This window comes from Fusicatenibacter faecihominis (genome assembly GCF_020686945.1).
Lineage (GTDB): Bacteria > Bacillota > Clostridia > Lachnospirales > Lachnospiraceae > Limivivens > Limivivens faecihominis.
The window spans coordinates 92,739-105,291 of the sequence record NZ_JAJEPR010000006.1 but is presented as its reverse complement, the minus strand read 5'-3'; the positions used below and the strand labels follow the sequence as shown (position 1 = coordinate 105,291).

The following is a 12,553-nucleotide window of genomic DNA, read 5'->3' as shown; positions in this document are numbered from 1 at the left end:
AAAAGAGGGAACATGATGAAAAAGAGAAAGATTGGGTTTTTTGCCCTGCTGATCTGCCTTCTTCTGAGTCTTCCGGTTTCTGCCGCAGAGACAAAAAAAGAGGGCTGGCAGAAAGCCTCAAATGGCGTCGCCTATTATTATAAGAATGGAAAAATTGCAAAAGGTTTTGTCAGAATCAAGAACAAGACCTGCTATTTCAATCAGAGAGGAAAGCTGGTAAAGGATTCCTGGGTCTTTTATAAAGGGAAAAAATACCGGGCAGATCACTGGGGAACGATCAAAAAGAACTGCTTTGTGTGCGTAGATGGAAAATTTTATTTTCTGAAAGCAGACGGAAGCGCAAGAAAAGGCTGGCAGCAGTTCCCTTACGGACTTGCCTACTTCGGAAATGACGGAGCGCTTAGAAAAGGACTTCAGACCATCAACGGCAAGGCCTATCTTTTCAGTCAGAAGGGTATTCTTCTCACCGGAACCCAGACTGTGGGCAACACCACCTATTACCTCTCTGACCGGGGAAGACTGGAGATGAAAAAAGTCGCCACTCAGAACGGAAATCTCTACTATGACGGTGACGGCAAGAAACTCAGCGACGTGAAGGTGCAGGATATCGAGACTCTGGAGCGGGCAAAAAAGATCGCTGCGGAGATCACCAATTCCAGCATGACGCAGGAGCAGAAGCTGAAAGCCTGCTTTGACTGGGTCATCAAGAAGCCCTACGTCATGAGACGGAAATTTGTCAACGAGCCGGGATGGCCGGCACTTTATGCCAATGATCATTTCCTGCTGGGCGGTGGAAACTGTGAGTCCGATGCTTGCGCTTTTGCTTATCTGGCAAAGGCCATCGGCTATACAAATATCTATGTCTGCACGGATTCCGACGGCACCTGGGGCCTGGCTCACAGCTGGGCGGAGATCAACGGTCTGGTTTACGATCCGCTCTTTGCGGAGGCGAAGAATTATAATAAATATTATGGAGCTCCCTACGGAGTCTATGAGCTCCATCCAATCCTTCATGTAGCACTTTAAGAGAAATAAGGAGAGAACAAAAGATGAAGCAAACAAGAGCACTGGCTTTCATAAGTGCAGTTGTTCTGCTGGCAGGTTCAGTTGCAGCCCCCGTGGCGGCAGCTGATTCTGTGGAAAGCTTAAAGACAGTAAGCACTTCTGACAATTTAGGGGGAGTGGCTCAGGTCAGTCCCCGTATCAACCGCTGGGTCACTTATAAGGGATATAAGTACTGGTTTAATTCCAAAGGCAAGATGGTGAAAGATGCGATCATCGGCATCAACGGAAAAATTTACTGCTTTGATGCACGGGGCCGTCTCATGACCAGCCGCTTTATCCGCAAAGGCTCGATCGTCTATTTTGCTGACAGAAGAGGGCAGTTCCTCACCGGCTGGCAGAAGATCAATAAGAAGCAGTTTTATTTCAGTAAGCGGGGCCGGGCCCTGCCGGGAATCCAGACCATCGGAAAAAAACAGTACTATTTCTCCTACCGCGGAGAGATGCTGACCGGCTGGCAGATCATCGACGGAAAGAAATACTATTTCAGTCCGAAAACCGGTGAGATGATCAAAAACCGTACCATCAACGGGACAACGATCAGCGCCAACGGAGAGGCACCTCTGAGCAGATCCGAGCTTCTGGAGCTCAAATGCCAGGAGATCTTAAGCCAGATCACCAACGACTCCATGAGCCGTTCTGATAAGATCCAGGCCTGCTATAATTATATGGTAAGCCACAGCAATTTCAGCTATATGACCTGGAGAAACTACAGCTACTACGACGGCTGGGATGTGGACTACGCTTATGAGATGCTGACGACCCGTATGGGAAACTGTTACAACTTCGCAGCAGCCTTCGCACATCTGACCAACGCCGCAGGCTGCGATGTCACTCTGGTCCGCGGCCGTATCCACGGCAGCCGTGACGGGGCCGCAGACGGCTTCACCCGCCATTGCTGGACCATTGTGGACGGTGCTTATTACGATACCGAGCTGGCCTTCGCCGGTTCCGCTTATGTTTGCGGAAGCGGCGGCTACCCCTTAAGCTGCCAGGTTACTGGCTATGATACGCTTTAAATAGAGAAGGATCGGAAACCTTGACAAAATTACAAGATTTCCGGTCCTTTTTAATGTTCCTGTGAAAACTTCTGAATCTCATCCTCCAGAAACGCTGCCTGTTCTTCATTGCTATATATCCAGTCGCTGGAGGCCAGGGACTCCAGAAAGAAATAGATCCATTTGGAGAGGTTGGGCTCTTTAATGCGGTAGGTTTCAAAGACATCGTCGTTGTTATAGTAACCCACGAAGTTGGCGCTCTTGGAGAGGGCATCGATCATGGCATTGGGATGAATGGGGAAAGCGTTGTCCAAAATCAGATGATATTCCAGATTCCTGGTGGGATGGGTGCAGCGGTTCAAGAGACGCCGGAGCACCAGCAGCCGTTCCTGGGGATTCAGAGGCGTGTAGAGATCCTGTGGAAGGTATTCGAGCTTTCCGTCGGCGAGAAACTGGCGGACGGAATCCTTCGTGTAATAGAAAACACGCTTCTGCTCCAGAAGATATTCGGAGCGTCTGAGAAAATCAGCCAGAAGCTGCTCTGTCTCCTCATCCCGTACTGCCAGATGGGCAAAGAGCATATCCTTGCTCAGGAAGGAAAGGGAACAGAAGGAATTTTCAAGGGAATAGTAAGTATAATTTTTCACCGTGGCTTCTGCATCCATAAAAGCGTTCTGCAGACCCATAAGCCCGGAAATGGAAGTCATAAGAGTCTGACCGGAGTTGTAGAGATCCTGAAAACGCGCCTCGAAGAAAGCGATTTCATCCGGACTGGTCAGCACCAGAGCATGATCCTCGCCGGTCATGGCGATGGCAATCTTGTGGCCGAAAATGAGCAGCGTATCGAAAATCGTAATCCTGCGGTCATAACTGTCATTGTAAGTATAGATATATTTCGGATGATAACCAAAACCACAGAAAAAGTATCGGAGAATGGGCTTTAAGGTCTCCAGATTGTGGGATTCGCTTTCCGGGTAGGTATGGCTGTCGAGACGGAAGAGATGCCTCACCTGCACGTCGGAATTGTGGAGGATCGGCGGAATGGTTTCTTTTAAGAAAGAATGCTGCTCGCCTCCCAGCATCAGCACAGAGCCTTTTTCCTTCTGAGCCGCCTGCTCCAGGAGAAGTTTCCTTAAACAGGCATTGATCTCCAGCTCGCCGGAGAGACGAGCAGAAGAGGAAAAATCATGGGTTTCTGAAGAAACCGGCGGAAACTCCCGGAGATCCCTGGGGCCGATGGAAGCGATGATGTCGCGGATGGAATGGAGACAACGGAAAGTTTCTTTTCCGATGGTTTCGATCTGGAACTCCTGAAGCAGCCGGGCTTCTTCGGCCTTGGGGCACTGGAGAGCGTAGATCAGGGACAGAACGTTGGGGGTATATTTTTTCGTAAAACGTACTCCCTTGCGGAGCTTGTAAAGATAGCTGATCGGAATGCCGCTGGCTTCCTGCAGTTCGAGCATGGAGAGATTGGAACGGGCAATAGCATGATCCAGAAGATCGGAAAAATCGGACAATGGAAGGTCCTCCTTTGCAAAAAAATGTAAAGTGCAAATATAACTATGAAAGTAGTGAACAGTTACGCAAATATAAAATATTGTATGACCGGGAAAAGAGAATGTCAAGTGATACAGAGTCAAAGTGAAAAAATGTCTAAATTTATGTCTAAACATACCAAAGCGGAAAAAATAGTGTAAAATAATTCTGGTGTCAACTGCATGCCTCTGTCCGTTTTCATCCGGCACCCCTCCTTCCCAACCCGTCGGGTGGAATATGGAAGCTGATCCTGGGACAGGGGCATGCCTTTCCTTTAAAATACGAAAATTCGCCGGGGAACAGAAGGCTTTTTCATTGTTCCCTGGCTCCTTTTATGTTATACTTAATTTCAGGAAGGATTGTGAGAGTGCGAAGCACGGAACAATCCGTGTAATTAAAGGAAAGGAAGTACCTCATGAAACCGATAGATCCACAGGAGTGGAAGCAGGACCTTCCTGCTTTCCGGGAAAAAACAGCGGCCTTTTACAAAGGCGAGCTGAAGAAAAATGATTACAAGGGCTTCTCCGGTCTTTATGGAAGCTATGCCCAGAAGGATGGAAAAGCCAGTATGCTTCGTCTCCGTATGACGGCGGGAGTCGTTCCCAGAGAAAAAGTATGTTTTATCGCAAAAATGATCCGGGAATACCAGGTGAAAAGGATGCATTTTACCACCTGTCAGTCCATCCAGCTTCATGATCTGAATGAGACGGCTGTCTGTGAGATTATGGAGAAAGCCCTGGATGCGGGGATCGTCACCATGGGCGGAGGCGGAGATTTCCCCCGGAATATTATGTGCTCCCCGCTGGCCGGCGTGGAGAAAGGCGAATATTTCAACGTTCAGCCTTATGCCAAAGCCGCAGGTGATTATCTGATGCATTTTATTAAGGCGGAGAAGATGCCGAGAAAGCTGAAAGTCGGCTTTTCCAGCTCACCGGCGAACCTCACCCATGCTACCTACCGTGATCTGGGCTTTGCGGCCAGGGAAGACGGAAAATTTGATGTCTACAGCGCCGGCGGCCTGGGAAACAATCCCCGGTTTGGTGTGAAAGTGGCGGAGGCCGTGGAGCCGGATGATATCCTCTTTTATATCAGGGCTATGTGGCTGACCTTCCGCACCTACGGAAACTACGAGAACCGCGGCAAGGCGAGAACCCGCTATATGCAGGAGTCTTTAGGCAGTCCGGAGAAATATAAGGAAGCTTTTCAGGAAAAATTAAAAGAGGTCTGTGCCTCCGGCGAAGACCTGAAGCTGAAAGATCTTAAAGAAGCTTCCACGGAAAACAGCAGGAAAACAGGCGATGAAACCGTTTTCACCGGCAGCAACGCCATTGAGCAGAAACAGGAAGGTCTCTATGCCCTGGCCTGGCATCCGATCGGCGGTATGCCGGACCCGGCAGTCTTCTGTGAGCTCGCAGACGCCATGGAAGAGATCGAGGGAGTGGAGCTTCGGCTGGCACCCTATGAGACAGCCTACATCATCAATCTGACCGGAGCGGAGGCAGAGCGTCTCAACACGATCATTCAGAAAGATATGGCTCAGAGTCTTTTTGAAACCTCTGTCAGCTGCATCGGCGCTTCCGTCTGCCAGGTGGGACTTCGGGATTCCCAGGGACTTCTGCGGGCCTGTGTGGAGCGGGTAAAGGAAGCTGGTCTTCCCGACGGAACCCTGCCCCAGATCCATATCTCCGGCTGTCCTTCCTCCTGTGGTACCCACCAGACAGGCGCTCTGGGCTTCCGCGGCGCTTCCGTAAAGGTGGATGGAAAACTGGAATCCGGCTTTGTCCTCTATATCAACGGCTGTGAGCGCCAGGAAGAGGAGACCATGGGCCACGAGGCTGGAACCATGGCTGAGGCCGATATTCCGGAATTTCTTGTGGCTTTAGGCAAAGCTGTTGCTGAGAGCGGAGAGGATTTCAATACCTGGAATGAGAAACATCCGGGCGGCATCGAAGCTGTGGCAGCACTTTATCTCAGATAAGAACCTATTATATAAGGAAGAAACTGTGCCGATCCGGTGGAAAAAGCTCCGCCGGACCGGCATTTTTCCTGGAAAAATGCCCTGAAAAAGAAAATTAGAAAAAAATTAAAAAAATTTGAAAAAACCTCTTGCATTTTGGAACCGTTTCCATTATAATACAAACTGTTGTGACCTTGATAGCGTTGAAACGTGAGGTTGCTGCGGGTATCCGCAGGTTTTCCGTGGAGCGAATGTCAAGTTTAAAAACTGGCGACAAGTCACTGTACTAAAACTGACCATCACAGAAAAGGAACATAATTGTGTTCGGGAGCCTGAAACACACCAGGCCTTGATGGAAAACAACCCGGAATGTTCGTGAAACACCCGGGAGCGTGTACAGTCACCGCTTGTCGTACTCATTAAAAGTGCGAATAAGGAGGCGACTTTTTTTATGGCAAGTCAGGTAATGAGAATCACTCTCAAAGCGTATGATCATCAGTTAATCGATGCATCTGCTAAAAAAATCATTGAAACTGTAAAGAAAAATGGAGCACAGGTGAGCGGACCGGTTCCCCTTCCCACTAAGAAAGAGGTAGTAACCATTCTTCGTGCCGTTCATAAGTACAAAGATTCCAGAGAACAGTTTGAGCAGAGAACTCACAAGAGACTGATCGATATCACCGCTCCGACCCAGAAGACAGTAGATGCACTGTCCAGACTGGAAATGCCCGCTGGTGTCTATGTTGACATCAAGATGAAAGCAAAAGGCTGATAAGCCAACACAATTCTTTAATTAGAGCGAATCCTAAAAGGTTGATATAGAAGTAACGTCAAGTTCCACTTATATTGACTGTTTGACTAGGATGATCACAAACTGTGATCCGCTGTAGAAAAACAGGAGGTAAAAAGAATGAAGAAAGCGATCTTAGCTACAAAAGTCGGAATGACTCAGATCTTCAACGAAGACGGAGTATTAACCCCGGTAACCGTACTTCAGGCTGGTCCCTGTGTAGTAACTCAGGTGAAAACCGAAGACAACGACGGTTACAAAGCAGTACAGGTAGGTTTTGTTGACAAGAGAGAGAAACTCATCAACAAACCGATGAAAGGCCACTTTGACAAGGCTGGCGTGTCTTACAAGAGATATGTAAGAGAGTTCAAATTTGAAAACGCAGAGGAGTACGCAGTTGCTCAGGAGATCAAAGCAGACATCTTCACCGCTGGTGACAAGATCGACGCTACTGCAATCTCCAAAGGTAAAGGCTTCCAGGGCGCAATCAAGAAAAACGGACAGCACAGAGGTCCGATGGCTCATGGTTCCAAATTCCATCGTCATCAGGGTTCCAACGGCGCTTGCTCCGATCCGTCCAAAGTTTTCAAAGGAAAAGGAATGCCGGGTCACATGGGTCACAAACAGATCACTGTTCAGAACCTGGAGATCGTAAAAGTTGACGTAGAAAACAATCTTCTCTTAGTGAAAGGTGCCGTACCGGGACCGAAGAAAGCATTAGTAACTGTTAAAGAGACCGTTAAGTCCGGTAAATAAGGCACTTTTTAGGAAAGGAGGAACAACAGAATGGCAAACGTAACCGTTTACAATATGGAAGGTAAAGAAGTTGGTACCATCGAACTGAACGATGCTGTATTTGGTGTAGAGATCAACGAGCACCTCGTACACATGGCAGTTGTAAACCAGCTTGCAAATAATCGTCAGGGTACACAGAAGGCCAAAACCCGTTCTGAAGTATCTGGCGGCGGAAGAAAGCCCTGGAGACAGAAAGGAACCGGTCATGCAAGACAGGGTTCAACAAGAGCTCCGCAGTGGACAGGCGGCGGAATGGTATTCGCACCGGTTCCGAGAGACTATTCTTTCAAAATGAACAAAAAAGAAAAGAGAGCAGCTCTGAAGTCCGCTCTGACCAGCCGTGTACAGGCTAACAAGCTCATCGTACTGGATCAGCTGACCATGGATGCTCCGAAAACAAAGGCTATGCAGAACGTACTGAACAGCCTGAACGTGAACAAAGCTCTGGTAGTTACCAAAGAGAACGATGCAAACGTGGTTCTTTCCGCAAGAAATATCCCGGATGTAAAGACCGCTCTGGTAAACACCATTAACGTATACGATGTAATGAAATACAATACCGTAGTCCTGACCAAGGACGCTGTAGCAGCAATCGAGGAGGTGTACGCATAATGGCAGACGTAAAGTACTATGATGTCATCCTGAAACCGGTTGTTACCGAGAAAAGCATGAACGCTATGGCTGAGAAAAAATACACTTTCCTGGTTCATACCGATGCTACTAAGAATCAGATCAAGGAAGCCGTTGAAAAAATGTTCGAGGGAACAAAAGTTAAAAGCGTAAATACCATGAACCAGGACGGAAAGAACCGTCGCCGTGGAATGGTAGTTGGCAAGACTTCCAAGACCAAGAAAGCAATCGTTACCCTTACTGCTGACAGCAAGGATATCGAGATCTTCGAAGGACTTTAATCTTTGTCCTTAATCTATATGCTGCTTCGATAGCATGATGATAAACATCGAAAGGAGAAACAACAATGGGAATTAAAGTATATAATCCATATACCCCTTCCAGAAGACATATGACCGGTTCCGATTTCTCTGAAATCACAAAGACTACACCGGAGAAAAGCCTGCTTGTATCTCTCCAGAAAAACGCTGGACGTAACAATCAGGGTAAAATCACTGTAAGACACCAGGGCGGTGGAAGCAGAAAGAAATACAGAATCATCGACTTCAAGAGAAGAAAAGATGGAATCCCCGCAACTGTAGTTGGAATCGAGTACGATCCGAACAGAACAGCAAACATCGCACTGATCTGCTACGCAGATGGTGAGAAAGCATATATCCTTGCTCCCGAGGGACTGAAGGTTGGCATGAAGGTTATGAATGGACCGGAAGCCGAGGTTAGAGTCGGTAACTGCCTGCCCCTTTCCGAGATTGCAGTAGGTACCATGGTTCACAACGTTGAGCTTTATCCGGGCAAAGGCGGACAGCTTGTTCGTTCTGCTGGAAACGGCGCACAGCTGATGGCTAAAGAAGGTAAATACGCAACTCTTCGTCTTCCCTCTGGTGAGATGAGAATGGTTCCGATTATTTGTAGAGCAACCGTGGGTGTGGTTGGCAACGCTGAGCACAATCTGATCAACATCGGTAAAGCTGGTAGAAAACGTCACATGGGTATCAGACCGACTGTCCGTGGTTCCGTAATGAACCCGAACGACCATCCGCATGGTGGTGGAGAAGGAAAGACTGGTATCGGACGTCCGGGTCCCTGCACACCGTGGGGCAAACCTGCTCTTGGCCTGAAGACCAGAAAGAAAAACAAGAAATCTAATAAGATGATTGTAAGAAGACGCGACGGCAAGGCAATCAACTAATTAACAAGGATAGTAAACAAGGAGGTTAACACTCATGGCTCGTTCACTGAAAAAAGGACCATTTGCCGATGAAAGCTTACTGAAAAAAGTAGATGCTATGAACGCTGCAGGTAACAAACAGGTTATCAAAACCTGGTCCCGCCGTTCCACTATTTTCCCGCAGATGGTTGGACATACAATCGCAGTTCACGACGGCAGAAAACATGTGCCCGTTTATGTAACCGAGGATATGGTTGGACATAAACTGGGTGAGTTCGTTGCTACCAGAACCTACAGAGGTCACGGTAAAGACGAGAAGAAGTCCGGCGTTCGTAAATAATTCGTACTTTTGAAAGGAGGTTACATCAATGGCAAAGGGACATAGAAGTCAGATTAAACGTGAAAGAAATGCAAAGAAGGATACCAGACCGTCAGCTACTTTATCTTACGCTCGCGTATCTGTTCAGAAAGCATGCTTCGTATTAGATGCCATCAGAGGTAAGGACGTGAAGACTGCTCTTGGTATTGTTATGTACAATCCGAGATATGCTTCCACCTTAGTTGAAAAATTACTGAAATCAGCAATCGCAAACGCTGAAAACAATAATGGAATGAATGTTGATAATCTTTATGTAGAGGAGTGCTACGCAAACCAGGGACCGACCATGAAGAGAATCAGACCGAGAGCACAGGGTAGAGCTTACAGAATCGAAAAGAGAATGAGCCACATCACCGTTGTGCTGAATGAGAGATAATTAGGAGGTAAAGCATGGGACAGAAAGTTAATCCGCACGGCCTGAGAGTCGGCGTTATTAAGGACTGGGATTCTAAATGGTATGCAGAAGCTGACTTCGCTGACAATCTTGTTGAGGATTACAACATCAGAACATACCTGAAGAAGAGATTATATAGTGCCGGAGTTTCCCGTATCGAGATTGAAAGAGCTTCCGACAGAGTAAAGGTTATCATCTACACCGCAAAACCGGGCGTTGTAATCGGTAAAGGCGGCGCAGAAATCGAAAAAGTAAAAGCAGAAGTTCAGAAACTGACTTCCAAGAAAATTGTAGTAGACATCAAGGAAGTGAAGAGACCGGATCGTGATGCTCAGCTTGTAGCAGAGAACATCGCACTCCAGCTGGAAAACCGTGTTTCCTTCCGTCGTGCTATGAAATCCTGCATGGGTCGTTCCATGAAATCTGGCATCAAAGGTATCAAGACCGCTGTTGCCGGACGTGTGGGCGGTGCAGATATTGCGCGTACCGAGTTCTACAGCGAGGGAACCATTCCCCTGCAGACATTAAGAGCAGATATTGACTATGGCTTCGCCGAGGCTGACACCACATACGGAAAACTTGGTGTTAAAGTTTGGATCTACAAAGGCGAGGTTCTTCCGACAAAAGCACATAAGGAAGGGAGCGATAAATAATGTTAATGCCGAAGAGAGTAAAGCGCCGTAAACAGTTCCGTGGCTCCATGGCCGGAAAAGCGCTTAGAGGAAACACCATCTCCAATGGTGAATATGGTTTAGTTGCAACCGAACCCTGCTGGATTAAATCCAATCAGATCGAGGCAGCCCGTGTGGCTATGACCCGTTATATCAAACGTGGTGGTAAAGTTTGGATCAAAATTTTCCCGGATAAACCTGTAACCGCAAAACCCGCTGAGACTCGAATGGGTTCCGGTAAAGGTACTCTGGAGTACTGGGTAGCAGTAGTAAAACCCGGACGCGTACTGTTCGAGCTGGCTGGCGTACCCGAAGATGTTGCTCGTGAGGCTCTGCGTCTTGCTATGCACAAGTTACCCTGCAAATGTAAAATCGTTTCTCGTGCAGACTTAGAAGGCGGTGATAACAGTGAAAATTAATAAGTATGTAGAAGATTTAAAGGCAAAATCAGCTGCAGAATTAAATGAAGAATTAGTAGCTGCTAAAAAGGAACTCTTCAACCTGAGATTCCAGAATGCGACCAATCAGCTTGACAACACAAGCAGAATCAAAGAGGTTCGCAAGAATATCGCAAGAATTCAGACCATCATCACCGAGAAGGCTGAGTAATCGGTTGAATAGAAAGGAGTACTACTGTGGAACGTAATCTGAGAAAAGTTCGTACCGGTAAAGTTGTCAGCGATAAGATGGATAAAACCATCGTGGTTGCTGTAGAAGACCATGTAAAACATCCGCTTTACAAGAAAATTGTAAAGAGAACTTATAAACTGAAAGCACATGACGAGAACAACGAATGCCGCAAAGGTGATACCGTAAAAGTTATGGAAACAAGACCGCTCTCCAAGGATAAGAGATGGAGACTTGTGGAAGTCGTTGAGAAGGTTAAATAATTTAGGAGGTATTCAGCATGATCCAGCAGGAGACAAGACTGAAAGTTGCTGATAATACTGGTGCCAAAGAGCTTCTTTGCATCCGTGTTATGGGTGGTTCTACCAGAAGATATGCAAGTGTAGGAGACATCATCGTAGCTTCTGTTAAAGATGCAACACCAGGCGGCGTTGTAAAAAAAGGCGACGTAGTGAAAGCCGTAGTTGTTCGTACCGTAAATGGCACTCGTCGTAAAGACGGTTCTTATATTCGTTTCGATGAAAATGCTGCTGTAATTATCAAGGATGATAAGACTCCGAGAGGAACCCGTATTTTTGGGCCAGTAGCCAGAGAGCTTCGTGATAAGCAGTTTATGAAAATTGCTTCCCTGGCTCCGGAAGTATTATAAGGAGGTGCCGGTAAAATGATGAAAATCAAAAAGGGCGACACCGTAAAGGTAATCGCTGGTAAAGATAAAGACAAAGAAGGCAAAGTCCTCGCTGTTAAAGACGGTAAAGTTCTGGTTGAGGGCGTCAACATGGTAACCAAACATACGAAACCCTCCGCTGCTAACCAGCAGGGCGGTATCGTAAACAAAGAGGCTCCCATCGATGCATCCAACGTTATGCTTGTTGTAAAAGGCAAAGCTACCCGCGTTGGCTTCAAGATGGAAGGCGACAAGAAGGTTCGTGTTGCGAAGGCAACCGGCGAAGTTATCGACTAATTTAAGAGAGGAGGTTGCACAAGTTGAGTAGCAGACTGAAAGAGCAGTATCAGAGCGAGATCGTAGAAGCTCTGAAAAAGAAATTCGAGTACAAAAACATCATGGAAGTTCCGAAGCTGGACAAGATCGTAATCAACATGGGTGTTGGTGAAGCAAAAGAGAATGCCAAAGCTTTAGAGACCGCCATTAAAGATATGGAAATCATCACAGGCCAGAAAGCAGTTGTAACAAGAGCAAAGAAATCCGTGGCTAACTTCAAAATCAGAGAGGGTATGCCGATCGGATGCAAAGTTACTCTGCGTGGCGACAGAATGTATGAGTTCGCAGATCGCTTAATTAACTTAGCACTGCCGCGAGTTCGTGACTTCAGAGGTGTTAATCCGAACGCATTTGACGGCCGTGGAAACTACGCTCTTGGTATCAAAGAGCAGCTGATCTTCCCGGAAATCGAGTACGATAAGGTTGACAAGGTAAGAGGTATGGATATCATCTTCGTTACCACCGCTAAGACCGATGAAGAAGCTCGTGAATTACTGGCACAGTTCAATATGCCGTTTGCTAAATAATTAGGAGGGACAATTT

Annotated in this window: 18 protein-coding genes; 17 read left to right on the top strand and 1 reads right to left on the bottom strand. The window is 47.1% G+C overall.

Translation table 11 applies throughout. The features are described from left to right. Positions 1–12 precede the first annotated feature (12 nt). Together LKD71_RS05530 and LKD71_RS05525 are read left to right on the top strand one after the other, a co-directional pair. Entirely contained in the window at positions 13–1,026 is a 1,014-nt protein-coding gene (locus tag LKD71_RS05530; RefSeq protein ID WP_227614661.1) for a transglutaminase domain-containing protein, read from the top strand. 23 nt (positions 1,027–1,049) lie between these two features. Beyond that, positions 1,050–2,081 (top strand): transglutaminase domain-containing protein, encoded by a 1,032-nt coding sequence (locus tag LKD71_RS05525; RefSeq protein ID WP_227614660.1) that lies wholly within the window; start codon positions 1,050–1,052, stop codon positions 2,079–2,081. A 50-nt stretch (positions 2,082–2,131) separates the two neighbouring features. On the opposite strand, the gene LKD71_RS05520 is transcribed toward LKD71_RS05525, so the two are convergent. Beyond that, entirely contained in the window at positions 2,132–3,577 is a 1,446-nt protein-coding gene (locus LKD71_RS05520) for a hypothetical protein (RefSeq protein WP_227614659.1), read from the bottom strand. 434 nt (positions 3,578–4,011) lie between these two features. Here LKD71_RS05520 and LKD71_RS05515 point away from each other — a divergent pair, with 434 nt between their 5' ends. The 15 genes from LKD71_RS05515 to rplE all read left to right on the top strand — a co-directional run bounded on the left by LKD71_RS05515 (position 4,012) and on the right by rplE (position 12,537). Beyond that, positions 4,012–5,574 (top strand): nitrite/sulfite reductase, encoded by a 1,563-nt coding sequence (locus LKD71_RS05515; RefSeq protein WP_227614658.1) that lies wholly within the window; start codon positions 4,012–4,014, stop codon positions 5,572–5,574. A 430-nt stretch (positions 5,575–6,004) separates the two neighbouring features. Beyond that, entirely contained in the window at positions 6,005–6,325 is a 321-nt protein-coding gene (gene rpsJ / locus LKD71_RS05510; protein WP_117767436.1) for a 30S ribosomal protein S10, read from the top strand. Positions 6,326–6,463: 138 nt separating this feature from the next. After that, entirely contained in the window at positions 6,464–7,099 is a 636-nt protein-coding gene (gene rplC / locus LKD71_RS05505; RefSeq protein WP_227614657.1) for a 50S ribosomal protein L3, read from the top strand. Between the two features lie 30 nt (positions 7,100–7,129). Then, entirely contained in the window at positions 7,130–7,750 is a 621-nt protein-coding gene (gene rplD / locus LKD71_RS05500; RefSeq protein ID WP_178045993.1) for a 50S ribosomal protein L4, read from the top strand. After that, a complete protein-coding gene (gene rplW / locus LKD71_RS05495; RefSeq protein ID WP_178045992.1) occupies positions 7,750–8,049 on the top strand; it encodes a 50S ribosomal protein L23 in 300 nt (99 codons plus the stop codon). The genes rplD and rplW overlap by 1 nt, the downstream gene beginning before the upstream one ends. Positions 8,050–8,114: 65 nt before the next feature. After that, a complete protein-coding gene (gene rplB, locus LKD71_RS05490; RefSeq protein WP_178045991.1) occupies positions 8,115–8,957 on the top strand; it encodes a 50S ribosomal protein L2 in 843 nt (280 codons plus the stop codon). Between the two features lie 34 nt (positions 8,958–8,991). Then, positions 8,992–9,276: a 30S ribosomal protein S19 gene (rpsS, locus tag LKD71_RS05485; RefSeq protein WP_117767431.1), complete on the top strand. Its 285-nt coding sequence runs from the start codon at positions 8,992–8,994 to the stop codon at positions 9,274–9,276. A 28-nt stretch (positions 9,277–9,304) separates the two neighbouring features. Continuing rightward, positions 9,305–9,691, top strand: a complete 387-nt coding sequence (rplV, locus tag LKD71_RS05480; RefSeq protein WP_178045990.1) for a 50S ribosomal protein L22 — start codon at positions 9,305–9,307, stop codon at positions 9,689–9,691. Positions 9,692–9,705: 14 nt separating this feature from the next. Beyond that, the gene (gene rpsC / locus LKD71_RS05475; RefSeq protein ID WP_178045989.1) at positions 9,706–10,362 is read left to right on the top strand and encodes a 30S ribosomal protein S3; all 657 of its coding nucleotides are present in this window, start codon (positions 9,706–9,708) and stop codon (positions 10,360–10,362) included. Further along, entirely contained in the window at positions 10,362–10,799 is a 438-nt protein-coding gene (rplP, locus tag LKD71_RS05470) for a 50S ribosomal protein L16 (RefSeq protein ID WP_117767428.1), read from the top strand. The genes rpsC and rplP overlap by 1 nt, the downstream gene beginning before the upstream one ends. Beyond that, entirely contained in the window at positions 10,789–10,989 is a 201-nt protein-coding gene (gene rpmC / locus LKD71_RS05465) for a 50S ribosomal protein L29 (protein WP_117767427.1), read from the top strand. Before rplP ends, rpmC begins: the two co-directional genes overlap by 11 nt. A gap of 26 nt (positions 10,990–11,015) precedes the next feature. Then, the gene (gene rpsQ, locus LKD71_RS05460; RefSeq protein WP_117767426.1) at positions 11,016–11,270 is read left to right on the top strand and encodes a 30S ribosomal protein S17; all 255 of its coding nucleotides are present in this window, start codon (positions 11,016–11,018) and stop codon (positions 11,268–11,270) included. Positions 11,271–11,287: 17 nt separating this feature from the next. Then, the gene (gene rplN, locus LKD71_RS05455; protein WP_178045988.1) at positions 11,288–11,656 is read left to right on the top strand and encodes a 50S ribosomal protein L14; all 369 of its coding nucleotides are present in this window, start codon (positions 11,288–11,290) and stop codon (positions 11,654–11,656) included. A 15-nt stretch (positions 11,657–11,671) separates the two neighbouring features. Beyond that, positions 11,672–11,971, top strand: a complete 300-nt coding sequence (rplX, locus tag LKD71_RS05450) for a 50S ribosomal protein L24 (RefSeq protein ID WP_431835016.1) — start codon at positions 11,672–11,674, stop codon at positions 11,969–11,971. Positions 11,972–11,994: 23 nt separating this feature from the next. Continuing rightward, entirely contained in the window at positions 11,995–12,537 is a 543-nt protein-coding gene (gene rplE / locus LKD71_RS05445) for a 50S ribosomal protein L5 (RefSeq protein ID WP_178045987.1), read from the top strand. Positions 12,538–12,553 lie beyond the last annotated feature (16 nt).